The organism is Skermanella sp., assembly GCF_059503625.1.
The window spans coordinates 1-22,022 of the sequence record NZ_JCACHA010000818.1; the positions used below are offsets into that span (position 1 = coordinate 1).

Below are 22,022 nucleotides of genomic sequence, written 5' to 3' on the forward strand. Positions count from 1 at the left end.
TGGGTGTCTCCAACATCGGGTTCGGCCTTGCTCAAGGGCCGCGACGGTCGGCTTGAGAGCTACCGAGCCTGGCTGGAGAGCGGCGGGCCGGGGCAGTCCTCCAGCCCGGCAGGCTGCCGAAGCAGCCGCCGGGCTGGCCCGACCCGCCGCCGGTCAGGCGGACGGCCCGCGTCGGGGCGGCCAAGCTGGCGAGCCGGCCTGAACACCGCCGGCGCGGCTCCATCCGGGGCAGATCCGCCGCGGCTGGCGCGGCGGGGCCGGTGCGGCCGGCTTCGGGTGAGGGAAGCGGGCACCGGGTGGGCGTTGTCATCGCCATCCCGTGCCACCGCTGGCAGGGTCAGGGTTCGCAGAAGCGGCCGGCTCAGTGCCGGATGCGCGGTGCCGGGCACCCCCAGCGCCAGGGATGACGCTGGGGGTGCCCGCCGAATGGGATGACAAGGGGGGAGGGGAGAGGACAGCGGTCCCGCCGCTGCACGCGGCCAGGGGCAGCACTAGGCATCATCGCTGATGCCCTGGCGCCGTCCTGAACCGGCCAAGCTGTGCCTGGCTCCCGGTGGATGGACTGCGTTGCTGTCAGGAGCCAGGGGCCAAGCAGGGCCGTGCCTCTCACTACCCACATGGGAATGCCACCAGTCAATTTCAAGATCGCAACTAAAAGATTGTGGCTCCACCCACCCTCAAGCCACTCGGCAACGCCTGGGGTGCAGCCGATCAGCCTTCCGCTAGATGTTTGATCCCGGGATTTGATGGTGCAGTCTTCCAGCAAGCGTGGAAGGACGCGCTATGGGCCAGGTTCACCATTGGAGCGCCACAACGACAGCGGCGATCCGTGTTCGCGTCCGCGTCGACATCGGCGCAGATCACCTTGTTCTCCAGCCCCGCCGCCGCTGCCAGCACGATCCGGGCCCGCCGTGCCATTGCCTGGCCAGTCTTGCGAGCCCGCGCCAGTGACTCCAACTAGCGCCGCTCGGCCGCGCTCAACGTGATCGACACCGCAGGCTTGCCCACCACCGCCTCCTATGATCAGCCATGTGATCATAGGAACTTTTCGATCAGGACACTCGTGTCCCGAGGTCAACGCCGATCGAGTATCTCGAGCTGAGCACCAAAGTCCATGCTCGTTCAGAGTGTACGGCGTGCCAATTCTTGCTTGGCATTCCACACGACCTCCTGGTCCATGTCAGTCTGGCGGATCACCCACTGCAGGTAGTCGAGCGGCGCATCTGCCCAGGGCACGCCACGGTGCTTGCCGAAGGGAATATTGGGCAGAAGCTTCGGCTCCTGGGTCCAGGCGATCATCTGTTCGACTGGCGCCACCTACAGCAGTTCGGCTAACAGGTGGGCTGTCACCCAGGCATCCGGGCCCGCCCGGTGCGGCGGCATGGCCAAGCCCGGATCGAGGCGGAGCTGGCGCCAATAGCGCAGAACCTGGTTGGAGTGCCGCGGGGCTTCCGGCCAAATGCGCAACGCGACCTTGTAGGTACAAATCCACGGCAGGCCGTCGGTCACAGCCTCCGTCACGAACTGACGTTCGAACTCACAGTGATGAGCGACAAGGATGTCGGGCGGCGGACCGCCCCAGACTGCCAGGCGTAGCCGGTCGGGTGTGCAAACCGGTGTGTCGCCGGTAAAATCCGCTTCGGTTATGTGATGCACCGCCATCGTCTCGGGCGGGATCCCGTTCATGGGCCGGTAGAGGCGCGCCATTGGCTTTTCCACCGTAACCCCGCCAGCATCGCTTACTACGTCGGCACGACCGAACTCGATGATCTCGGCCGGCGGCGCCGTGCCGGTGGTTTCCAGATCGATGATGCGTAGCCGGGTCGTGTCCAATGATTGGTTCCACCATTTGGCGCTTCGTTGCCGTGGCCGCCTCTTCTGAGAAGACTGCTCGTCTCTCATCCAAGGCGGTTCCCATCAGGCGGGAGGCTCGTACGGCTGATCCAGTGCGGAAAAACTTGCGCCGGACGCTGGCTCGTGCCTGCAGCTACGTCTGGGGTGGCCTCGCTCAAAGATAGGCGCCCTGGGCATCGCGGAAGCTGCTTCTGTCGGTGCCGAACGAGAAGGACGTCGCAACCTACTCCCCGGCGACTTCGGGCACCGCCTGCTCCGGAAGCGTCCAGTTCTGACCGGGCTGACGCCAGGATGGCATGAGAGCCGGATCGGCTGCGAGCGGATCATCGCCCAGCCACACACGCGCGCTACAGAGCGTGTTGACCAAGTGCAGCTCCTCCACCGTACCACATTCGACTTCCAAAAGTCCCGGGCTGGCGAGAACCACGGCGAGGCATTTTGCCCGACTGACCGCGACGTTGAGGCGGTTGCGGCTGAACAGAAATGCGATGTCGCGCGGCAAATCCTCGCCGGAGGAAGTCGTCATGGAAACCAGCACGACCGGTGCCTCCTGCCCCTGGAACTTGTCCACAGTACCGACGCGCGCGCCTTCGGGCAGGTGGCGGCGGAGCAAATTGACTTGCACGTTGTAGGGCGCGACCACCAGCACGTCCTCCAGACCGATCACGTGCTCCCGCCCCGCGCGGTCAACCCATCGCTGGCCTACAAGCGAAGTCCAGAGGCGCACGACCTCCTCAGCCTCTTCGGGGCAGGACTGCGAGCGGTTGGCGTGTTGCACAAAGTGCATGCGCAGGCCATGCGGCGCGAGTGGTGCCGGCGCGCCCTCCGCCAGCAGCAGGCGCTGACGGGCTGCGTCCTCGTGCGCGCGCAACCGTCCCTCATAAATCGCCTCGGACACCCAACCGCAGAACGATGGGTGCATGCGGAAGGAGGTGTCGAGCAGGATGCCGCGTTCGGGGGGCACGGTCGACGCGCCCTGCAGCAGATGCTCCAGCGCGCTGACGCCCGTCCCGTCTGGGTGGGAGCCCTGGATCGGCTGTCCGAGCTGCTGCTGGTCCCCGACCAGCACGATGTTTCTCGCCGAAAGCCCCATGGCGACGAGGTTGGCGAGGGAAACCTGGCCCGCCTCGTCCACGAACAGCGTGTCCAGGGCGAGTTCCTGATCTTCCCGGGCCAGCAGGAAGACGGTGCCGGCGATGAGGTCGTAATCCTCCGTTACCGCCTTGTTGTCCGTGACCGTAGTGATGAACTCGCCGTCAAAAGCCTGCTCAGGCTTGCCGGCGGTCGCCTTCTTCACGCCAGAGAAGGAGAAGTCCTCCTCCCGCGCTGCGGCCTCGATGCCCTCGAGCAGGTTGTTGATGGCCTTGTGAGACAGCGAGGCGACGCCGACGCGGCGCCCGGCCCTCATCAGCGCCACCGCGACGCGGCTGGTCGTCCACGTCTTGCCGGTGCCGGGCGGCCCTTGGATGAAGAGGTGGCTCCCATCGAGCTCCGATACGGCACGAATTGCGCCGGCCAGAGCGACCTCGCCTTGCCGCAAGATCGGCGCCCCTGGAGCTTGGCTCACGATGCGCGGGAACTCTCGCCGCAGGATGCTCTCCACTGCCGCGAAGCGCCTGTCGCCCGCGGCGACCGAGGTCGCGAAGCGACGCATCGCGCCGCGGATTGCTGCATCCTCCAGCGGCGCGGCGGGGCCGAGCGAGAGCGTGTCAGGCAACTCGCCCGCCCTCACGCCGCGTCGGAGGACGAGCCGGCACGCATCCTCGTCGAACTCCACGATCTCGCCCGCCGGCTTCGAAGTGGCTGCGATGGTCGGCTTGCCCCCCTTACGGAGCTTCGTATCCTGCGGAGGGAATGTATAGGCACGGATGAAAGAGTGCCCGTCCTTCTCGCAGGGGCCGGCCTCGCGCAGGCCGCCGAGGCACTCGGCGTCCACGACCAACTCATCCTCCCGGCGTTCCATACGGTCGAACATCGCCCACCAATGCGGCTTCTGCTCGCGCCGGTGGAAGTCACAAAGCTCCGCGACGAGGCTGCGGTAGGGAATCTCTTCGTCCCTTACGCCATCGAGCAGGCTAGCCCGGAGGGCCTGCCGCTCGGCCTCCGCGGCTTGCTGCTTCGCCTCGCGCTCCGGGTCAGGAGTGGAGAGCGCTGGGTTGAGGAAGGATGCCTCCGCCGGCTTCAGGTCGAGCAGCCAAGCGTGCAACTCGGCGGTCGAGCGGCAATCGATCGCGTTGTATGCCTCGATCTCTGCCAGGAGTTGCGTGTCGCCCGACTCGCAGTACTCTTCATAGGCCACGATGCTGTCGGCAGCGGTGCCGACTTCTCCTTCCCGCCGCTCGCGAAAGAAGCGCTCCACGTATTTGAGCGAGTAGCTTTCCTCGCCGATCCGCAGGGCCTCGCGCAGCACAACGTAGAGGTCCACGAAGCGGCGCCGACGGAGCATGTCGTCCAGCTCCGCCTCCCGCGTCGCGTGGCGCATGGCCAAGAGCTTCAGCGCGGTCGGCTCGTAATGGTTATAGTGGTAGACGTGCGCGTTTGGGTGCCCGTCGAACTGGGTCTTGAGCCGGTCCATGAACTGCTCGAAGGCGTGCTTCTCGGCGGCCCGGTCGTGACCCCAGAAAGCTTGGAAGCGCCCTCCGCTCTCCATCCCGAAGAGGTACTCCAGCCTGCCGTCCGGGAAGAGCGGGTCGCCCTCCATGTCGAAGTAAACATCGCCAGGGTCGGATGGAGGCAGGCGCGCGAGGCCACGGCCGGGCTCAAAGGGCAACACTTCATGCACCCTCTCGCCCGTCACGCGGGCCCGGTGCTGTAGCAGCGCCTGCGACCGCAGCTTGGCAAAAGCCTCAGGAGCAAGGTCGGGAATGCGGTGGCCTTCGGGCAACGCTGCCAAGGCCTCTAACGTGTCAACGCCAGCCGCGCGGAGCTTGTGACGTTGGCTTGCGCGGATGCCGGCGACGAGGCTCAAGTGGTCGCTCAGCTGCCAGTCTTCCTCGCATCCCTCCAGCCAGTCGCAGAGGGCGCAGTAGCCGCAGGGCTCCCCCTCCGTCTCCCGCACAGCCAGCGCCATGAAGTCCTCCAGGCGCCGGCCGGCGAGGCGGGCGTAATGCACCACGTCGTGGGGCAGGATGATGTGCTCGCCTCCATTGCCGAGCTTCACCCGCAGTGCTGGCGGCGGGACGCCTTGCACCGCCTCGACAAGATCGGCGTAGAGGGCGAGTTGGATGGCATGGGAGGCTTTGGCGCGGGCGGCGAGCTTGGTGTCCCAAACTTCATAGCTCCAGGGCCCCAAGTCGGAGCCCCCCTCCACGCGCACCAGGAAGTCTGCGAAGCCGTGCCACCGCCCGCGTCCGAGCGCCGCCTGAAAGATGACGTCGGCGCCAGCGCGCATGGCCCTGACCGTCACGGCCACGCGGTCCAGCAAGGCGCGGCCATCGGGAATCTCCACGATGTTCCTACCACTCTCGCGGAAGGATCGAAGGAGCCGAGCCTCGTGCTCCAGCCCGCGCTTCTGGACGAGGCGTTGGGTGGCGTCGGCCTCGCCCTTTCGAAGGTTCTCGCCATCCAAGGCACGCCGGGCCAGGGCACTGGCATGCCGGCAGCCGAGAAAGGCGTTGAGGTCGCCCGCCGATAGCAGAAGACTTCCCTCGAACTGACGCATCGCCCGTGTCCCTTGTGCCAGCCTCATCCGGCATCAAGACAATTAGCACATCCGCAAAGAAACGCTATCGTCACGGAGTGCGGGCGGCTTGGCCGGCGTCCCCAGCTTTGGCGCGGAGCAGCGCGTGAACGTCCCGATGACGTGCGCCGTAGACCGAGAGCGACCGGCTCGCGTCGGCCCAGGTCGGCGGCGCGACAGGAGTAGGACGAGGCGCCTGGAGCGGCGCTCGGCCAGCAAGCAACGTGAGCGTCCGCAGAGAGGGACGCTCGGCCACGGGCTTGGAGGCCAGGTACGCGGCTGAGAGCGCAGTGCTCAGAATTGCGGCTCCTGCGAGGGCGCCGGCCATGCTGCCGACGCGCCAAAGCGCCACGATGAGGCCGAGGACTGCAGTGCAGGCGGCGATGATGACCAGGGTGTTGGGCATGCACGCCTCTCAGCTTTTCGCTTGGCCGGGGACGGCCGGCAGCTCGCCGAGACGCCGCAACAGCCCGTCCAGTGCCTCCCAGTGCTGGGCCAGGCCCTGCAGCACGCCCTCGAAGCCTTCCAGACGATCCGCCATGTCGGCCAGCATCTGTAGGGCATCGCGTGCGACCGCGCGGGTCTGTGCGAGGTCGGAGGATGCCTGCAGGACGCGGGCGTGGGCCGAGATCGCAGTTGCGAGCAGTTCCATACCCTGGCTCGCGTCTTCCAGGCGGCGGAGCGCCTGGCCGGCCTGCGCCGCGAAGCCCGCGACCAGACGCGCCTGTGCCTCCCTGGCGGCAAGCGTGGCCGTTTGAGCGGCGGCCTCGACCTCGGCCTTCATGGCGTCGGGTGAGTTGGGCGCTGCCGCCCGCGCCCGCGCCCTCATCGCCTCCAATTGTGCCCGTGTCACCTCAGCCTCGCGCTCCGCACCGCGCCCTGCCGCCTGCGCCTGCGCCAGGATGCCGCGGAGGTTCTGAAGCTTGCGCCTGTGCGAGGCCTGCACCTCTGGCATCCGGGCCGACAAGCGGCCGAGTTGCTCGGCGCCCTCGGACCAGATCCGGGACATCTCGGGCAAGAGGTCGTCGATCGCCTGGGTGCCACGCAGGCGCTCGAGCAGCCGCGCCTCAGCCTCGGCCATGCGCTCCAGCGTCCGGACGGCCTCCTCCGCGCCCTCCGCACGCAGTGCCTCCGCCTCGGCCTTGAGTTGCGAGGCCCAGGTCCTGACCTGATCCTCGACGCGGGTGGGCGCCGGTGGTGCCTGCGCCGCCGCCGGGGCGGCGAGCATGAACGCGGCAGCGATGCCGGCGAGCAGCGCACTCCTGAGGTGGTCTGGGGCGGTCATGGCGATCATCCTCCTGTGGCATGCCGACGATGACGGCGGTGCCCGTCAAATCCTGACGTACGCCCGGGTGACCCTCTCGACGGAGGACCTGAACAGATGAGTGGAGCTTCACCGAAAAGGATCGCCCGGCTTGGCCACGACGTGGTCGTGGTCTTCGGGGCGCTGGAATTCTTTGCACCTATTCGGCTGCGCCTGTTCCACGTCGGCGAGCGGACGTTTCTCGGCGTCGCCTATCGCATCGGGCCGGCTCCGGAGGGCGGCGAGCTTTGGACGCCTGACGCTCTCGGACCCGACGACCTCCGCATCGTAGCAGCACACATCCCCTCCGTTCGGATTGCTGCGCCAGGGTGTCCCACCACCCTTGAGGTGTCCGAGCTTGACCTCGCGCAGCTCGATCAGCTGGCGGTGGAACCAAGGCGCCGCAGGCTACGGCTTTCTCGTCGAGGCCGCCCGGCAGGGAGCGCTGCCGAACCGGCCGAGAACCGAGGGCCGCGCAGGGGTGTGGCGATCCAGCTTGGTCCTCGACGACCTCGGCGCGCAGGATGAAGAGGGTAGATGAGCTGCCATCCCGCCACGGCGGGGGTAGGGAAGTTCGGCGCTTCGACGCCAGCAGCCCCCTCGTGGCTGGGACGGCCATGTGAAGCCGAGCCACGTCTGCGGTCAGGGCGCCACCAGCGGTGACGAGGATCCGCTCGCCTAGGAAGCGGCCAGTTGGCGCATGTGATGGCACGGGCACCCGTCTCTGGGGGCGATGAGCGCAGCCTCAGGGTGGCACGATGTGACCTGCAGCCACATCAGGTCGGGGCCGTCGCCCAAGTGCTGCACCGGCAGATACCGGGCGGCTTGTCGACATCCCGGGAAACAACCCGGAGGCCTCGGTGCCGGTGGAAGTCCTCATTCTACCAATCGAAGTAGATGAGGCAGGAGAACTCTGCATTCGGCTGCACCTCCGCATCCCGGGCGGCGAGGAAGGCACCAGAAGCGGGATGGGATCAACGGCGACCGGATATGTTGCCTCGCACAGCACCTATACCGTCAAACGGAACTCGATAACGAGCGTCCAGCCGCGGACGGATGCGTGCGCGCCGCCTTCGGACTATTTGCCACTGGGGATCGCGCGCTAGCCCGTCAATTTCTGACGTAGAAGACGGCGATGGTGCCAATCCAGACAGCAAGAGGTCATCATAGTGACAGCCAAGCCGATCTCCATTCCCCGCGCGCAGTTTGGGTGGTACCTGCGCAACGCATTGATGTCGGAGGCGCGGGACGACTTGCTGAAAGCGCTCCGCAGCCACGCAGCCAACATAGCCTCAGTGCGAATGGGCGAAGATGACGATCTTTGGGAAGGCAGCGACGACAAGAAGCAGCGGCCCGTGCCTGCTCCCGGCAGCGCGAGGCACACCGAACTGGTGCAACGACTGACTTCGCGCCTCGCGCTGTACACCTCAGCTACTCCCGGCCGCGAGCCTTTTGAGACGAATGTTGGCTACGCTGCTGAAGCGTTCGGCCTCGCGGACCTGGATGTCGAAATCCTGCGGCTCGTGCTCCGCGTACGCCGGAGCGCCAGCCTGCGCGACTTCGCTGTCGAGGCCTGCCGCACGCTCAACGACGTGGCGCGCACGGTAGCAGCGCTGTTGGGCGTTGCGCCGTCGCAGGCTGAGGAATGCCTGGCTCCCACGAGCCGCCTGCTCAGCTGCGGCCTCATTAGCTACGACCCGGAGGTCGTCGACTTTGCCTTCACCCGGCATGACGGCCTGCACCTCCCAGACTCCCTGCGGACCGCCATGTGCAGCGCGTACGTCGACCGCGACGCATGGGCCGAAGCGGTCATTGGACGCCCGATGACCCCAGCGCTTGATTGGGAGGATTTCGCCCATATTGGCGAGGCGGCGGAGATGGCGGCCCGACTGCTGGATGCTGCTGCGCAGACCAGAGCGCGTGGCATCCACGTCATGCTGGCAGGTCCGCCCGGAACCGGGAAGACCGAGTTCGCGGCGGCGCTCGCGCAGCGCGCGGGGCTGGTACTCCATGCGGTGGGCGAGGGGCGCCGTGGCAAACGCGAACTCGACCGGGCGGAGAGGCTGGCCGCCCTGCGCGCCTCTCATGCCATGCTGCAGGGCCGGCCCGGTGTGGCCGTCCTATTGGATGAGGCGGAGGACGTGCTTGAGTCCCGCCAGGCACATGGCGAGCAGAAAGCCGACATGTCGAAGGCATTCGTGAACCGGATGCTGGAGATGGCGCCGGTGCCGACCATCTGGACATCCAACGCCCTGCACCAGATGGACCTGGCCACCATACGTCGCATGTCTCTCATCATCGAGGTGAAGGTGCCGGATGCACCGGCACGGGAGCGCATCTGGACCCGCGTGCTGGCGGCCGAGGGCCTCGAGGTCGCGCCGGAGGCACCGAAGCGGCTTGCGAAGCGTTGGACGGCGCCGGCGGCGGCAGCGGCCATCGCTGCCCGCACGGCACGCCTCGCCGGTGGTGGTGAGGCGGGTCTGGAGACGGCGCTCGGCGGTATCATGGCCGTCCTCGGACGCGAGCGCGCCCTGGCGGACTCGCCTGAGGCGCGTGGTGGAGCCTTCGATCCAGAGCTCACCGCATGCGCGGAGGATCTCGACGCGCTCTGCGCGATGCTGGCGCGTGAGGATGCGCCGCGAGACTGGTCGCTTTGCCTGAGCGGACCGCCCGGCACGGGCAAAACCAACTTTGCGCGCCACTTGGCCAAGCGGATCGGCATGCCGGTGCTGCAAAAACGTGCATCGGACCTGCTCTCGATGTGGGTGGGAGGGTCGGAGAAGCAGATCGCCGGCGCATTCGCAGAGGCTCGGGCCAACGGCTCGCTGCTGCTGATCGACGAGGCGGAGGCACTTCTCTTCGACCGCAGCGCGGCTGAACGCAGCTTCGAGGTGAGCCAGGTGGACGAGATGCTCACCTGGATGGAAAGCCACCCTCTGCCCCTGGTCTGCACGACGAACCTCCCCGAGCGCATGGATCGGGCGGTGCCGCGCCGCTTCACGTTAAAGCTGCGCTTCGAACCGATGGACCCTGCGCGCGCCGCGCTCGCCTTCCGGCGTATGCTGGGGCTCGAGCCGCCGGCCTCGCTGCCCGACGGTCTCACCCCGGGCGACTTCGCCGTGGTGCGGCGGAAGGCGGCAATCCTTGGTGTTGAGTGCGACGCGTGGCGGCTCCTGCGCTGGCTTGAAGAGGAGGCGGAGGCCAAGGGAAAGTCGCCGAGGCCCATTGGCTTCCACCATGCCAAGCGTCCTGTGCCGGAGCTCGAGCTCGCCGTGCCTCCACGTGCAGCGTAAGACAGCACGTGGGTGCGCGACTGCGTAGGACGGGACCCATGATCACGTCCTTTCAGGGGCGCCGAGCGGAACCACCTTCGGCAACAGCAGAACCGCGTAACTTGGCCGAGGTTTGCCAGGCAGGAAGCGCTCGGCGGAGACCGCCCGTGGTCGATCTTCCGCCGAGCGCACAGCAGACCCTGAAGTAGGACACCGGCATCCTCACTGGCCAGGAGGGCCGACACGCTAGCAAGGACGAAGCAGCAGTGATTCCGGGCTCCTGCCGGCCGCTCGATCGAAGTCCGCAAGTTTCTGGAAGGAAAGCCACCTTACGATGATCAGGAGGTTCATGCCGACTGGTTCACCCAGAAGGGAACGAGTGCGTCATGCGCGAAGGGAAGCTCGTCCTTGAGCCGCTGGAGTTCCGCCGGCTGGACGTCTCCCTTGCGGGAGCCATGATAGCGGCCGGTTGAGTGCCGGGGGGCGAATGTACGAGCGCGTCGAGGATTTGCTGCGTCTGGCCCTGCTCATGCAAGGCTCAAGGAGTGGCGTCTCACTGGAGGACATCACCGGCGAGTTCAAGGTAAGCCGCAGCACTGCCGAGCGCATGCGGAACGCCGTCTTGCGCGCCTTCCCGCAAGCCGAGGAGGTCCCAGGGACGGAGCGCGTGAAGCGCTGGCGCATTCCCGACGCCATGCTGAACCGGACCATCGCCGTCCAGGCCGCCGAACTGGAGGAACTCCACCTCGCGGCTGAGCGCCTCCGATCAGAGGGGCTCGACGAGCGCGCTGGGCTGCTGGACGGCCTGCGCGCAAAGGTCGCGGCGCTGATGACGCAGGCCGCCCGCAGCCGGATGGAGCCGGATCTAGAGGCACTCCTGGAGGCGGAGGGCCACGCCATGCGCCCGGGGCCACGCCCTGGTATCCCCGAGGGACTACTGGCAACGCTTCGCCAGGCCCTAGCGGGATGCCTGACCATCCGCGCCCGGTATCGCCGCCGGATCGGCGGCCGTGTGGCATCCGTCGAGCTGGAGCCGCACGGCGTCCTGTTCGGTCAACGCCACTACCTGGTTGCCTTCCCTGCCGGGGCCGCGGCACGCTTCCCGAAGCTTTATGCATTGGCCAACTTGTCAGACGTCGTGCCAACAGGGGTTGGATTTACTCGACGTAAGGGCTTCGATCTGCGCGCCTACGCTTCGCAGTCGTTCGGGGTCTTTCAGGAGGAACCGCAAGAGGTCGTCTGGCACTTCGCGCCGGAACTCGCCGCCGACGCCCTGGAACACCATTTCCACCTCAGCGAGCAAAAGCGCCGGCTCGACGGCGGCGGCGTCGAGGTGCGCTTCAAGGCGGGCGGCCTGCTGGAAATGTGCTGGCACCTTTTTACATGGGGCCCCGGCGTCGAGGTTGTATCTCCCGCAGCACTTCGCGACCGGTATGCCGCCCTACTTGACGCGGCACTTGGCTCGGCTGCGCCGTCCAGCCGGCAGCGAGTTGCCTGACGCCGATGGCCTAAATCCTCCTGCCATGGACCTGCGATCCGGCGTGCCTCCCTGCCGACCGCCGGATGGCAATCGTGCGGGAGCACCAACGCTGCAGCGCCTGCGCACCGCACTGCCCAATAGCCATACAGTGTTCCCTCCATGGCCACGCTGCTGCCCTTCTCCTTCGAAGCATGAAGCCCGCTACCGGGCGACACGGTGCTGGCAGTCGAGGCGCAGCCCGCAGCGCTGCTCAACCGGCTGGCAGAGCGGGTTGAGCGTCTCGTGGCCGGGGGCTACGTGTCGGAGCGGAGCGTGGTCCTGACCCGGCGCGGGCTGCATAGCCCCGTAGCAAGGAGGACTGATTGGATCGCCGGACACGTTACGCGGCGGCTGGCAGGCTAGGATGCGGAGGAGCAGGTGGCGCTGCGGCGTCCAGCGAGAAGCACGCTCCTACAACCGGAGAGCGCGCAGCACCTCCTGCAGCCGCGCGGGTGAGGTTCCTCCCAGGACGGCGCGTGCCAGTCGCGCCGCATGGCGGTCTTCCGTTGCCACGCTCTGGGCTAGCAAGGCGATGGCTGCGACCAGCGGCGCGAGGCCTAGCTCGTTGGACAGCGCAATTACCTCCGTCACGGCGGCGGCGCGCCGTAGGGGACCGGCAACCCCGGGAGGCAAGCTGTCCACCTCGCCCCTTCGCAAGCCTTCGGGGTTTGCGGACCAGTCAATGTGCTTTCCAACACTGGCCAAGTAGCCCGACGCTGGCAGGAGGCCCGCTGCGTTCCCCTGGCGGCGGAGGAAGGTGGGAATTTCGAGCCCAGTCGGTGGCGACCCATCTTGCGGCGTGGCGGATTGATTGCTCGCTCTACTGACGCGGCGGAAGATTCGGCCGAAGCCATCTTGCGCGGGTGAGGCTGGCGCGGGTATCCGGAACTGTCGGGCGCTGGAGGACAGCATCTCCGTGGGCGGCAGAGGGGCGCAGTGAACGGAGCCGCTGCCCGCCGGCGCCGATCTCGGCGCCATCAGCGGCACCTTTTTTTGGGCCGGAAGGCCCTCCTGCGCCGCGCCTGCCTCGTCCACCAGCACAAGGCTGGTGAGATGGCAGCACAAACCTTCGGCCTCGGCGAGCGCCGCAGCGGCATCCTCGGTCAGACGGGGCAGCAGCAGGGTTGCGGCAACGGCCGCCACCGCCCGGGGTAACGGATCATCCGGGCAGGAAACCGGCAGAGCAGGCTTAAGCCCGAAGCGGGCCGTCACCCGCATGCCGCCAACCAGTGCCTCGGCCTCGTCAGGCATCGCCTCCTCGGCAGCACCGATGGCTAGGTGTGGTCGGCGCAGGGCAGCGAAGGCCCGGCGCACCGCCTCGCCCGTTGCGGCATCGGCTGCGACGAAGATCCGTCCGCCGGTGAGCGCGGCGAGGTGACCAACCTGTGCCTCAAGGCTGGTCTCGCCGATCAACACCACCGAGAACCGCCGCCCTGACCTGGCCGCGGCGTGCACGTCGAGCCCCCAACTCTGGCCGTCCGTGATCAGCAGCACGTCCCGGCTCGGCTCGCGGGCCAGCGCGGCGGCGATCGCGCCGCCGATCTCGGTGCCGCCCTGTGGCGGCCCGAGCGCCTCGACGGCGGCAAGGAAGCCGCCTCCTCGCCGCGGCGCGATTGGCTGGGCGGCGTCGTCAAACTCCCAGAGACTGATCCGGTCCTCGGGCCGTAGCGCCCCGGCTGCATCGCGCAGGCCTCGCACCAAGGCTTGGTGTTTCGTCGTGGTTCTGCCGTCCAAGACGACTTGGCTGCTCATCGAGCCGCTGCGGTCCACCAGCACTACCGCGTCAATCGGTGCCTCATCGACCGGGGCTGGGGCGACCCGCAGCGTGATGGCGCTGCCATCGGCGGAGTGGCCCCGCAGGTCACGTCCGCTCCAGCCGGAAACGCGGAGATCGATTGGTTGATCAAGACGGAGCCGCGCGCGGCCATCAAGGAGGTCTGCGTCACCCAGCAGCGCCGCCTCGCCGTCCTCGCAGCGGACCTCTAGCTCGGCCTCGTGTACCAAGTCAGGGTCGGTGATCAGATCGTCGCTGTCGGGAAGAGGGGAGTGGCCGTAGAGCTCGCCCACCGTGGTTGGGATGCGCAGGACAGCCGCGCCGTCCTCGGCGGCGGCCATCGGCATGGCCCAGTCCGAAGCCACCTCGACCTCGGCGCCGGGCGGGATATGGGCGACGGACAGGACGTGCACGCCCCGCAGCGCCTCCTCGTGCAGCACCGCCGTCCTGCCCCGGTCCACCGCATCCTCATAGGCCTCTCGGGCTGCCCCGCGCCGACGGGCAGCGCCGCGTAGCACCCGCCCCCCGATCTGGGCCTGGAGCCGGAACAGTGTTGCGTGCACCGGCACTGGAAAGGTGAGCGTCGCCTCGATCGAGGCTGCTTCGGCATTCCTGAACACGCGCTCGGTCCTGACCACCGCGAGGCCGCCCGTCAGCAGCACCCGGATGCGGGTGGCTGCGAGCGGGATAGGCCGACCGGAGCCGGTCTCGACGGCGCCGTCGCGGAACCGTCCCAGCGGATCGCCCTTAGCTGCCGTCAGCGTCACCGGGCGCAGGATCGGTGTCTGGGCCATGCTTGGACGTCTCCATCAGGATGTCGGTGATGAGTTCGGTGATGCGCTTGGCGAGGGCGCAGGGGGCGGGCTGGTCCTCGGCGCTGCTGGGGAACAGCGCGGGGTCGATGCTCAGGGCGAGGCCGGGCGCTACAGGCAGAGTGACCGGCCCACCCCGGCCCTCACGCAGCAGGCGGATGGCGGCCGGCTTGAAGCCAAGGGCCCGCAGGCGCTGGTAGCCCCGGATCGCCGCTACATGCACCTCGCCGTAATAGGCATTTGAGCGCCCGCCTTCCGGCGGGGGCATCAATCCTTCCGCTATCAGGTAACGCACCTGGCGCGGCGTCTCCCCGGTGAGCGCTGTGAGTTCGTGAATGTTCATTGACCATCTTTCGACGCAATCTTTGTCGAACGTAGGTCAAGACGCAAGCCCTTTCGACATTAGGATTGTCGAAAGCTGTCGACAGCTGGGCAAATGGTTCTGCCTGAGCCCGCTCCTGGTCCAGCGTCAGCGAGCTGTTATTGATGCGGCCCTCATTGTCTTGATCTGATTGACTGGGGATCCAAGTTCGCGGGCATGAGGCACGTGGACATGCGCAAGCTGCCCGCGGCGGCTCAGGAAGAGCGCCGGCGGCAGGTGGTCGGGCTTCGTCAGCGCGGCCTGACCTTTCGAGAGATTGCCGAGCAGGTCGGGCTGAGCCGGACCGGGGTGATCAACATCTGCCAGCGCTTTGCAGCTGAGGGCGCGAAAGGGCTGGTCAGCAAGCCGCGCGGCCGCAAACCCGACGAACAGCGCCTGCTGGATACGGCCCAGGAAGCTGAGGTGCAGACGCTGATCCGCCGTCACACGCCGGACGAGCTGGGCTTGCCGTTTGCGCTTTGGAGCCGGGCGGCGGTGGGGATGCTGATCACCCGCCGGTGCGGGGTCGCACTGGCGGTGCGCACGGTGGGCAAGTACCTGGCGCGCTGGGGCTTCACCGCCCAGAAGCCGATCCGGCGGGCCTACGAGCAGGACCCGGCGGCGGTGCGGCACTGGCTGCGGCGAGACTACCCGGCGATCGTGGCACGGGCCAGGCAGGCACGTGGCATCATCTTCTGGGGCGACGAAACCGGCCTGCGCTCGGATGACGTGCGCGGCCGCGGCTACGCCCCGCGTGGCCGGACACCGCTGGTTCGGGTCTGCCACAAGCGGGCCAGCCTGAGCCTGGTCTCGGCGGTGGCCAACAAAGGTGAACTGCGCTGGATGATCGTCGACGGTGCGGTCAACGCCCCGACCCTGATCCGCTTCCTCGAGTGCCTGATCCGCGACGCTCGCCGGAAGGTCTTCCTCATCCTGGACCGGCTGCGGGTGCACCGCGCCCGCCTAGTTCAGGACTGGCTTGCCGGGCACAGCTCCAGGATCGAGGTGCATTATCTGCCGCCCTACAGCCCCGACCTGAACCCAGACGAGGAAGTGAACGCCAACCTCAAGCAGGCGGTCCCGCGCAAGGCGCCGGCGCGCAGCAAGCAGCAGCTGAAACGTGCGGCGATCAGCCATATGCGTAGCCTTGCCAAGCGGCCGCAGCGGATCCGCTCCATCTTTCAGCACCCGCAATTCCGCTACGCCGCGTAGTCAAGACAATGGGGGCCGCCTCAATAGGGGCCCGATCTCCGGGCGGCACCTCCTGACCTTGCGAGAAGGCAGGCAGGATACCGTTATGGCGGCGCTCAGCCATACGCCGGTTGACATCGAACACCCTGCTGGATGTCGGTAATGCCGAAGCCGCTACGGGAGCCCTGCAGCAGCATGGCGAGCCTGACGGCGCTCTGGGAGCGCTCGTACAGCCTGCTCATCTCATCCTGCCGGAACCTGCGTGCCACGTCGGATACCGCCCGCCCATGGCCTCCGTGCCGTAAACGTCAGCCAGCGCCATCATGTGGCTTGGGTATGAGCTTTCCATTCACCATCTCGTACTCGCGCCCCTCCCAATCACGCCAGACGGCATAGGCCTCACGGTCGTTGTAAGGAGGCTTGGCCAGGACCCATTTCACTATCTCTTCTGACGGCAAGCCAGGCGGCATCTCGTAGACTTTCTGCGGTCCGGTCGCGAGCAAGCTGAACTCGGCGACGAAGTCGGGGGAGAGCAGCAGGCGCTCTCCGGTCGCGTCGTCGGTCGAGTAAACGGGCGGCTCGAAGGGAAGCTTGAGCCACGTCCAGAAGCGTTCCGGCCCGCGCGGCGTGCTAGGCGCAGAATTCAAGCCGAAGCGCCGCTCCAGCGACCGTCGCGCCCGGAGCTTGTGTGCACCACTGGGGATCGTCTCGACCCAGTCGGCGAGCACCTCGGGCGGAGCAGGCGGAAAGTCGCCGGCGTCCTCAGCCAGCAGCCAGTCCAGGATTTGGCGGTTCGTCCTCACATTCATTGCGACGCCCCTTCATTCGGCAGGGCAGAAGCGTCGCGGTGCAGCACGTCAGGTGCTGACGCACGGATGGAAGTCGGTGCCGTTCTATCCGCAACCTGCAGCACGGTCATCCAAGGCGAGCCTCCGCGCCAACACGATGACCAAGCATTCACGCCTCTGCTCGCCGATGATCGAGAACGTGCAGATTCCAATCGCCGGACAACATGTCATGATCCTGCGGGGCTGGGAGATCGCCTATCCAAGTCTGGGGGTTTCAGAAAATGTGTGGCTACTGCACCGAGGGCATCGCGTTCGACATCGCTCAAGCGGAGGCCGAGGATCGGCGCTACGAGTGGTTGGACGATGGCCACGACCTCGTCATGGAGATGTTTGTCCAAGAGACGTCGGACGTCGATGCCGCACTCGCCCTGGAGGCCCGATTTCCGCTCTCCGCGCTGTGCCGCCAAATCGAAGCCACGTGGGGGCGTGGCAGGCGCCCGCCATCTGTCCCCCGCAGCGGGCACGCAGTGATTGGCGGGTGGGTTCCACCATCCTCAGTCGCTGCAATAGACGCCGCATCCGCCGAGGAGGCAGCCTGCGTCCTTGAGCGCTTCGTTGCATGGTGGAGTGGAGCACCGGCAGGCACGCCGGCAGACGCCTCGCTGCGCCACCACTCAGATCGCGCCTCTGTCTTCACGGTGATGCTGCCCGAGCTCTGGACGGCTTTCGCCGTGGTCAGGCTTTGCTGCTCCCCGGAGAGGGTCGTGGCTGTCGCCCAGGCTCTAGCTAAGATGCTTCACCCCGAAACCCCTTCTTTCGAAGCGCGGGAGTTGTGGCTGCAACGGAGGGCTGCCTTGGCTTGGTACGACGTGGCGGGATCGGCCATGTTCGCACAAAAGGCCTTAGGAGTCGTGCGGCCGGAACTTCTGGATTACGTCGCTGTCATGCGCAGACGAGAGGATACACCGAGGGTCTGATGAGACCTGTGCGCGGATAGCGTTTGAGATGCTTTATGGCTGAGTGCGACGGCTGCGTTCAGCGGGACTGCAACGATGTCAGATGGACTGCTCGGAGAACTCGCTCAGCTCATGCCGCTGGGTTGCTGAGCAGTGTGAGGGATCGGCGAAGGTTGTAAGCGATGGCGGTGAGATGGACCTGCAGGGTAGCCTTGGCCAGTCCTCGCCATCGCATGCGGCGCAGTCCGTAGCTGCGCTTCCAGGTGCCGAAGATTTTCTCGATGCGGCAGCGGACACGCTGGATGTCGTAGTTCCAACGACGGAGCTTGCGCAGCGTGTCATCGCCAGGGCGACCCCACATGCTGGTCTGCACGATGCGGGGTGATCCACCGCGGACAGCGACCGCTGCGCCGAAGATCGGGCCACGGTAGGCGCTGTCGGCATAGACCTCACCGAATACCTCAGGCAGGGCACCGCCGCCGGCTCGGCCGTCATGCACATTCCCCGGTGTCACGCAGAGCGCCTCGACCAGGTCGGTATCGGCATCGGCACCGACATGGGCCTTGAAGCTGTGGATCGCCTTGCGTCGCTGGTGACCAGCCCAACCGGCCTCCGGATCAGCGTGGCTGGCCGAGGCAATCACGGTGGCGTCGACAAGGGTACCGGTCTTGACCGTGATCGCCTTGGCCCGGAGTTGGTCTGTCACCACTTCGAACAGCGCTTGGTTGAGGCCGTGGGCAACGAGTTGAGCCCGCAGCCGCACGAAGGCCGTACGCTCGGGTGTCGGTTCATGGGCCGAGAAGCCGCAGAAGCGCCGGAACGAGGCGCGATCATCGAGCGCCTCGGCCAACCGCACGTCGGACAGGTCATGCCAGACCGCGATCAGCATGGCCTTGAACAACGCCAAGGGTGGCCAGGCCGGCTCCCCTTTCGCAGAACAAGAAACATCGCGCAGCTGGTGCTCGACCGGCGCCCAGTCGATCAGCCCCAGCAGCTTGTCCAAAGTTGACTGACGTGCAGCACCTACAGAGCTGAACAACAGCGTGGCCTGGCCAATCCGACGACGCGCCATGGAAGCCTCCGCCGCTGATCACCCGCAGCGAATCAGAGCCAAGCTCCAACGTCCAGCGCTATCCGCGCACAGGTCTCCTGATACCGAATCCCACTGACCAGAACCCATGCCGTAAAGCGTCTCCGCCGAGGCCGGAGCAGACTGCGTCAGGTGCGCCTCCCGCCGCTGACAGGTTGGGATCAGCGAGACTTGGTATCAGGAGACCTGTGCGCGAGTCCCGTCAGCCACATTCTGTAGCGGCTGTCGCAGGCGCCCAGGCGCCCAGGCGCCCAGGCGCCCAGGCGCCCAGGCGCCAGATGCTGTGTCTCGGGCGATCCGCGCACAAGTCTCATGAGTCCACTCTCAGGCACCTTTGATCCACAAATCAAACAGGTCACAGCCACGGTTGAATGCCCACCATACCAAGGCAGAGCGTCGCTCTAGCAAATTATACGGGGTCACCCTCATCAGAGCAGAGCTTGCCGTGCCCGTTCCAGGAACAGAGAACATTCTTAATGCACTGTCTCTGTCGACAGAGAATTTTGCTATGCGGGATCGCCACTTTGCGGCCGCGGCTTGACGGTATGCAGGATGTGATGCCGCGGTAGGCAAGAGCCGGGCGGAAGCAGTAGCTGCTCTAGCCCTTGTTCCCGGTCAGGGCATTGGCACGTGGCAAGCGGGCAGCATCAGCGTGGCGCTTTCCTAGTCTGCGGCTTGTTACTGCCATAGACCACCGCGTTGCGAACGGCGAATGGCACGTGTGGCACGCCTTTCTGCTCTAGAAAGCCCCGAAAGCGCTGGCGGGCGATTCGATAGGCCATGGTGTGCCCGCCTGATGAATGAGGCCAACCCGGGTCATTCCTGGCGGCCCGACACTCAGCATAGACCTCGGTCCATATCCGCCGCCAGTCTGCCTCGTGCTTGGCTTCCTCTTCGTCGTAGGTGCGCCGACGAGCCAGCGCCATTTCCAAAACAACCTCTGCCTCCACGTCGAGTGGCGGAAGGAGGTTGTCGGCCCGTAATTTCGCACGTTGAGCTATCTCCTCTCGGATGCGGCGTTCGACCTCGCCCATAAGCTTCACCATTTGCGGTAAGTGTTGCGTGTTTATCAGGGTAGCTGCGCCACCGGGTGTTTGGCGGGCGGTCCCGACGTACTCGCCGTCTACTTCGACTAACCGGCGGGCCGCGCGTGACGGAGTACGCAGCCATCCTCGAGAACGCTGACGAGAGAAACTTCGTCCCGCACAAGCACCCGATGTTCTCCTGCCATACCGAGCCTGGCTTGAGCGCCGGCGGACCAGACCCTAACCCGCGTGGGGCTGCCGACCGTCGGCTCACCACCGTACGAATTGGTGCGTTTCCAACACCTGAGACGTGCGGGCTACTGGAGAACCATAAACTAGCAGCCGTGTTCGCGCAGGAGCTCGCAGACAAAGGCGGGCACCACCTCGGTGGCTGGACCGTGCCGCGCCTCACTGAAGCGCCTTGTGCCTTCAGTCGGCTCAAGATTCAGCTCCACAGTGCGAGCGCGGCCCGTGACCTCGGCGACGAAGCCAGCTGCCGGGTAGACGTTGCCCGAGGTGCCGATCGAGACGAACAAGTCGCACTCGTCGAGGGCAGCGCCGATGCGCCCCATCTCCAGCGGCTCCTCGCCGAACCAGACGACAGCCGGACGCAGCCATCCGGCGCGGCTACAAGCCGGGCATGCCGTCTCCTTGGTGATATTGTCCGCCCACAGCAGCGTGGTCGCACAATGCAAGCAGCGCGCCCTCATCAGCTCCCCATGCATGTGGATGAGCTTGCGGCTCCCCGCTCGGTCATGCAGGTCGTCGACGTTTTGAGTGACCAACAGCATCTCGCCAGGCCAACGGCGCTCAAGCTCCGCTAACGCCTCATGGGCCGCGTTCGGGCCGATGGCCGGGTCGCGCAGCTGGGCGCGACGAGCGTTGTAGAATTCATGGACGCGGTCGGGATCACGTCGGAAGGCCTCCGGCGTGGCCACATCCTCGATACGGACCTTTGCCCACATCCCGTCCGCGTCGCGGAAGGTGGCCAAGCCTGACTCGCGTGAGATCCCAGCGCCGGTCAGCACGACGATAGCGGGGAGGTGGCGTTGAGGCATGAAACATTTTCTCCCGACCCAAATGGCAATCAACCGCGTAGGGGGCCTGCCGGGCAGACTGCGGGGCTCGTCCGCGACGCCTCTGGGCCTCCGGCTCTCCGGGACACTTGGGGAAAGCCCGCTACTGATCATAGATGAGGCTGGCGAGGACGTTGCCTTGCGCAATCATCTGCCCACTCGGCGTGCGTGTCCTTCCGTCGCTTTCCGAATAGTAGCCTAGCATATGGCCTGCCACCGACCGGGCGACCAAGCGCGATCCTTCCCGCCGAATCGTACCGAGCAGCTTGCCGTTGGGACTGCGGATCTCCTGTTTTTCCATCTCGGTCTCCTCTCCTACAGGCCGAAGCCACGACGCAGCGTTGGCTAGCCAGCGTCGGCCTCAAGGGGGCTGATGATGCCGGGTAAGCCCGTCAGAACCTGAAGTAGGTGTGGAGGCCGCGCCTCAGCACAGGAATGGTGGCCGGCTGGTGCGCCGCCCACTTTCGATAGCAAGATGGAGATCCCCTGTTTGCCGAGCCATAGGCAGCAGACGCAAGCAGCCTTCTGGCTACCGTCGCGCTCCGCCATGCCTTGCTACGGGACGGGCCCGTGCGCTTGAAGCAAGAGATAGCGCTGCGCGTCCTCTGGCCGATGCCGAGGCAGCTGGCGACAAGCCTCTCCGGCGGGGTGTCGTAAAGCCGGAGGGGCTGATCGGCATCGGCACGGTCTGGTCTAGCTTGGCCGCGATCCCGCAAGGTCGCAAAAGATGCAACAGAACCACCAGGACCAACCTCGCCGCCGCTAACGCCAGGGCGGGCGAAGCGCCGCTCTGGTTTGCGGTCGACGTCGGTCCGGCCGGAACATGAAAGTAAGAATTTCTACCTTCCGGATTCTCCCACGCCGGATTTCAACGATCTGAAGCGGACGAAGCGTTTCATTGCCGCCAACACCAATGAGCTGGTCGAGGCGTTGCTCGGCTGGCGCGGCCAGGTACGGCAGATAACCGCGGAGAGGCGGCCGCAGCACGCCCAGGGGTTGCTCCGCGACGTTGCGGACGGGGTCTAGTCCGAGGTCACCATCGAGGCTGTGCGCCGCCTCGGGGCTGTCAGCCTACAGATGAATTCCACCTGGGCACAGCTGCCACCCACCTGGATCTGTCCTTGCTGCCAGCGGGCGAAGCCCGACATCATCTTCCTTTCCCCGAACGGTGCGGCGATGTACGAGGCCATCGAGCACCATGACCATTTTGGAGGCTACATTAACCATGCCTTCCGCCGGATCTCGAGGCTAGTTGGAGCCGCTCGCATCCAGGGGCGAGCGAAATCCGTCAGCGTCTAGCATCGTGTGTTGTCGCCTTCGAC

The 22,022-nt window shown here is 66.5% G+C and carries 19 protein-coding genes; 5 read left to right on the plus strand and 14 right to left on the minus strand.

The annotated features are described in order from the left end of the window. Positions 1 to 31: 31 nt before the first annotated feature. The 6 genes from AC5JJ6_RS29145 to AC5JJ6_RS29170 all read right to left on the minus strand — a co-directional run bounded on the left by AC5JJ6_RS29145 (position 32) and on the right by AC5JJ6_RS29170 (position 6,818). The gene (locus tag AC5JJ6_RS29145) at positions 32 to 310 is read right to left on the minus strand and encodes a hypothetical protein (RefSeq protein WP_496045416.1); all 279 of its coding nucleotides are present in this window, start codon (positions 308 to 310) and stop codon (positions 32 to 34) included. 812 nt (positions 311 to 1,122) lie between these two features. Continuing rightward, the gene (locus AC5JJ6_RS29150; protein ID WP_496045417.1) at positions 1,123 to 1,299 is read right to left on the minus strand and encodes a putative quorum-sensing-regulated virulence factor; all 177 of its coding nucleotides are present in this window, start codon (positions 1,297 to 1,299) and stop codon (positions 1,123 to 1,125) included. Positions 1,300 to 1,317: 18 nt separating this feature from the next. After that, positions 1,318 to 1,833 carry an exonuclease domain-containing protein gene (locus AC5JJ6_RS29155; RefSeq protein WP_496045418.1) on the minus strand — a complete coding sequence of 172 codons (516 nt, stop codon included), beginning with the start codon at positions 1,831 to 1,833 and terminating at the stop codon, positions 1,318 to 1,320. 244 nt (positions 1,834 to 2,077) lie between these two features. Next, positions 2,078 to 5,515 carry a TM0106 family RecB-like putative nuclease gene (locus AC5JJ6_RS29160; RefSeq protein ID WP_496045419.1) on the minus strand — a complete coding sequence of 1,146 codons (3,438 nt, stop codon included), beginning with the start codon at positions 5,513 to 5,515 and terminating at the stop codon, positions 2,078 to 2,080. Between the two features lie 70 nt (positions 5,516 to 5,585). Then, positions 5,586 to 5,939, minus strand: coding sequence for a hypothetical protein (locus AC5JJ6_RS29165; RefSeq protein WP_496045420.1), 354 nt, complete (start codon positions 5,937 to 5,939; stop codon positions 5,586 to 5,588). Positions 5,940 to 5,948: 9 nt separating this feature from the next. Continuing rightward, entirely contained in the window at positions 5,949 to 6,818 is an 870-nt protein-coding gene (locus tag AC5JJ6_RS29170; protein ID WP_496045421.1) for a hypothetical protein, read from the minus strand. A gap of 96 nt (positions 6,819 to 6,914) precedes the next feature. Between AC5JJ6_RS29170 and AC5JJ6_RS29175 the strand changes: the two genes are divergently transcribed. The 3 genes from AC5JJ6_RS29175 to AC5JJ6_RS29185 all read left to right on the plus strand — a co-directional run bounded on the left by AC5JJ6_RS29175 (position 6,915) and on the right by AC5JJ6_RS29185 (position 11,606). Continuing rightward, on the plus strand, positions 6,915 to 7,364 hold the full coding sequence (locus AC5JJ6_RS29175) for a hypothetical protein (RefSeq protein WP_496045422.1): 450 nt from the start codon (positions 6,915 to 6,917) through the stop codon (positions 7,362 to 7,364). 641 nt (positions 7,365 to 8,005) lie between these two features. Next, positions 8,006 to 10,129 carry an AAA family ATPase gene (locus tag AC5JJ6_RS29180; protein WP_496045423.1) on the plus strand — a complete coding sequence of 708 codons (2,124 nt, stop codon included), beginning with the start codon at positions 8,006 to 8,008 and terminating at the stop codon, positions 10,127 to 10,129. 466 nt (positions 10,130 to 10,595) lie between these two features. Continuing rightward, a complete protein-coding gene (locus AC5JJ6_RS29185) occupies positions 10,596 to 11,606 on the plus strand; it encodes a helix-turn-helix transcriptional regulator (RefSeq protein WP_496045424.1) in 1,011 nt (336 codons plus the stop codon). A gap of 432 nt (positions 11,607 to 12,038) precedes the next feature. Here the strand turns inward: AC5JJ6_RS29185 and AC5JJ6_RS29190 are convergent, their stop codons facing one another. After that, positions 12,039 to 14,195, minus strand: coding sequence for a VIT domain-containing protein (locus AC5JJ6_RS29190; protein ID WP_496045425.1), 2,157 nt, complete (start codon positions 14,193 to 14,195; stop codon positions 12,039 to 12,041). Then, on the minus strand, positions 14,149 to 14,556 hold the full coding sequence (locus AC5JJ6_RS29195; RefSeq protein ID WP_496045426.1) for a helix-turn-helix domain-containing protein: 408 nt from the start codon (positions 14,554 to 14,556) through the stop codon (positions 14,149 to 14,151). The genes AC5JJ6_RS29190 and AC5JJ6_RS29195 overlap by 47 nt, the downstream gene beginning before the upstream one ends. 195 nt (positions 14,557 to 14,751) lie before the next feature. Between AC5JJ6_RS29195 and AC5JJ6_RS29200 the strand changes: the two genes are divergently transcribed. Further along, positions 14,752 to 15,786 (plus strand): IS630 family transposase, encoded by a 1,035-nt coding sequence (locus AC5JJ6_RS29200; protein ID WP_496045427.1) that lies wholly within the window; start codon positions 14,752 to 14,754, stop codon positions 15,784 to 15,786. A 95-nt stretch (positions 15,787 to 15,881) separates the two neighbouring features. Here AC5JJ6_RS29200 and AC5JJ6_RS29205 read toward each other — a convergent pair whose 3' ends face one another. Together AC5JJ6_RS29205 and AC5JJ6_RS29210 are read right to left on the minus strand one after the other, a co-directional pair. Next, positions 15,882 to 16,007 (minus strand): hypothetical protein, encoded by a 126-nt coding sequence (locus AC5JJ6_RS29205; RefSeq protein WP_496045428.1) that lies wholly within the window; start codon positions 16,005 to 16,007, stop codon positions 15,882 to 15,884. Positions 16,008 to 16,073: 66 nt separating this feature from the next. Beyond that, entirely contained in the window at positions 16,074 to 16,574 is a 501-nt protein-coding gene (locus AC5JJ6_RS29210) for a hypothetical protein (protein WP_496045429.1), read from the minus strand. 260 nt (positions 16,575 to 16,834) lie between these two features. On the opposite strand from AC5JJ6_RS29210, the gene AC5JJ6_RS29215 reads away from it, so the two are divergent. Continuing rightward, entirely contained in the window at positions 16,835 to 17,530 is a 696-nt protein-coding gene (locus AC5JJ6_RS29215) for a hypothetical protein (protein WP_496045430.1), read from the plus strand. Positions 17,531 to 17,639: 109 nt separating this feature from the next. Here the strand turns inward: AC5JJ6_RS29215 and AC5JJ6_RS29220 are convergent, their stop codons facing one another. The 4 genes from AC5JJ6_RS29220 to AC5JJ6_RS29235 form a co-directional block, all read right to left on the minus strand. Beyond that, complete coding sequence (locus AC5JJ6_RS29220; RefSeq protein ID WP_496045431.1) at positions 17,640 to 18,581, minus strand: IS5 family transposase; 942 nt, start codon at positions 18,579 to 18,581, stop codon at positions 17,640 to 17,642. Between the two features lie 665 nt (positions 18,582 to 19,246). Beyond that, positions 19,247 to 19,633 carry a hypothetical protein gene (locus AC5JJ6_RS29225; protein ID WP_496045432.1) on the minus strand — a complete coding sequence of 129 codons (387 nt, stop codon included), beginning with the start codon at positions 19,631 to 19,633 and terminating at the stop codon, positions 19,247 to 19,249. Between the two features lie 326 nt (positions 19,634 to 19,959). Further along, positions 19,960 to 20,682, minus strand: coding sequence for an NAD-dependent deacylase (locus AC5JJ6_RS29230; RefSeq protein ID WP_496045433.1), 723 nt, complete (start codon positions 20,680 to 20,682; stop codon positions 19,960 to 19,962). A 121-nt stretch (positions 20,683 to 20,803) separates the two neighbouring features. Further along, complete coding sequence (locus tag AC5JJ6_RS29235) at positions 20,804 to 21,001, minus strand: hypothetical protein (protein ID WP_496045434.1); 198 nt, start codon at positions 20,999 to 21,001, stop codon at positions 20,804 to 20,806. Positions 21,002 to 22,022: the final 1,021 nt, after the last annotated feature.

Bases quoted from the DNA above. Each gene is read 5' to 3' on its own strand.
- AC5JJ6_RS29145 (WP_496045416.1), bottom strand. From the start codon at position 310: ATGACAACGCCCACCCGGTGCCCGCTTCCCTCACCCGAAGCCGGCCGC.
- AC5JJ6_RS29150 (WP_496045417.1), bottom strand. From the start codon at position 1,299: ATGATCGCCTGGACCCAGGAGCCGAAGCTTCTGCCCAATATTCCCTTC.
- AC5JJ6_RS29160 (WP_496045419.1), bottom strand. From the start codon at position 5,515: ATGCGTCAGTTCGAGGGAAGTCTTCTGCTATCGGCGGGCGACCTCAAC.
- AC5JJ6_RS29165 (WP_496045420.1), bottom strand. From the start codon at position 5,939: ATGCCCAACACCCTGGTCATCATCGCCGCCTGCACTGCAGTCCTCGGC.
- AC5JJ6_RS29170 (WP_496045421.1), bottom strand. From the start codon at position 6,818: ATGACCGCCCCAGACCACCTCAGGAGTGCGCTGCTCGCCGGCATCGCT.
- AC5JJ6_RS29175 (WP_496045422.1), top strand. From the start codon at position 6,915: ATGAGTGGAGCTTCACCGAAAAGGATCGCCCGGCTTGGCCACGACGTG.
- AC5JJ6_RS29185 (WP_496045424.1), top strand. From the start codon at position 10,596: ATGTACGAGCGCGTCGAGGATTTGCTGCGTCTGGCCCTGCTCATGCAA.
- AC5JJ6_RS29190 (WP_496045425.1), bottom strand. From the start codon at position 14,195: ATGGCCCAGACACCGATCCTGCGCCCGGTGACGCTGACGGCAGCTAAG.
- AC5JJ6_RS29195 (WP_496045426.1), bottom strand. From the start codon at position 14,556: ATGAACATTCACGAACTCACAGCGCTCACCGGGGAGACGCCGCGCCAG.
- AC5JJ6_RS29200 (WP_496045427.1), top strand. From the start codon at position 14,752: ATGAGGCACGTGGACATGCGCAAGCTGCCCGCGGCGGCTCAGGAAGAG.
- AC5JJ6_RS29205 (WP_496045428.1), bottom strand. From the start codon at position 16,007: ATGAGCAGGCTGTACGAGCGCTCCCAGAGCGCCGTCAGGCTCGCCATG.
- AC5JJ6_RS29210 (WP_496045429.1), bottom strand. From the start codon at position 16,574: ATGAATGTGAGGACGAACCGCCAAATCCTGGACTGGCTGCTGGCTGAG.
- AC5JJ6_RS29215 (WP_496045430.1), top strand. From the start codon at position 16,835: ATGTGTGGCTACTGCACCGAGGGCATCGCGTTCGACATCGCTCAAGCG.
- AC5JJ6_RS29220 (WP_496045431.1), bottom strand. From the start codon at position 18,581: ATGGCGCGTCGTCGGATTGGCCAGGCCACGCTGTTGTTCAGCTCTGTA.
- AC5JJ6_RS29225 (WP_496045432.1), bottom strand. From the start codon at position 19,633: ATGGGCGAGGTCGAACGCCGCATCCGAGAGGAGATAGCTCAACGTGCG.
- AC5JJ6_RS29230 (WP_496045433.1), bottom strand. From the start codon at position 20,682: ATGCCTCAACGCCACCTCCCCGCTATCGTCGTGCTGACCGGCGCTGGG.
- AC5JJ6_RS29235 (WP_496045434.1), bottom strand. From the start codon at position 21,001: ATGGAAAAACAGGAGATCCGCAGTCCCAACGGCAAGCTGCTCGGTACG.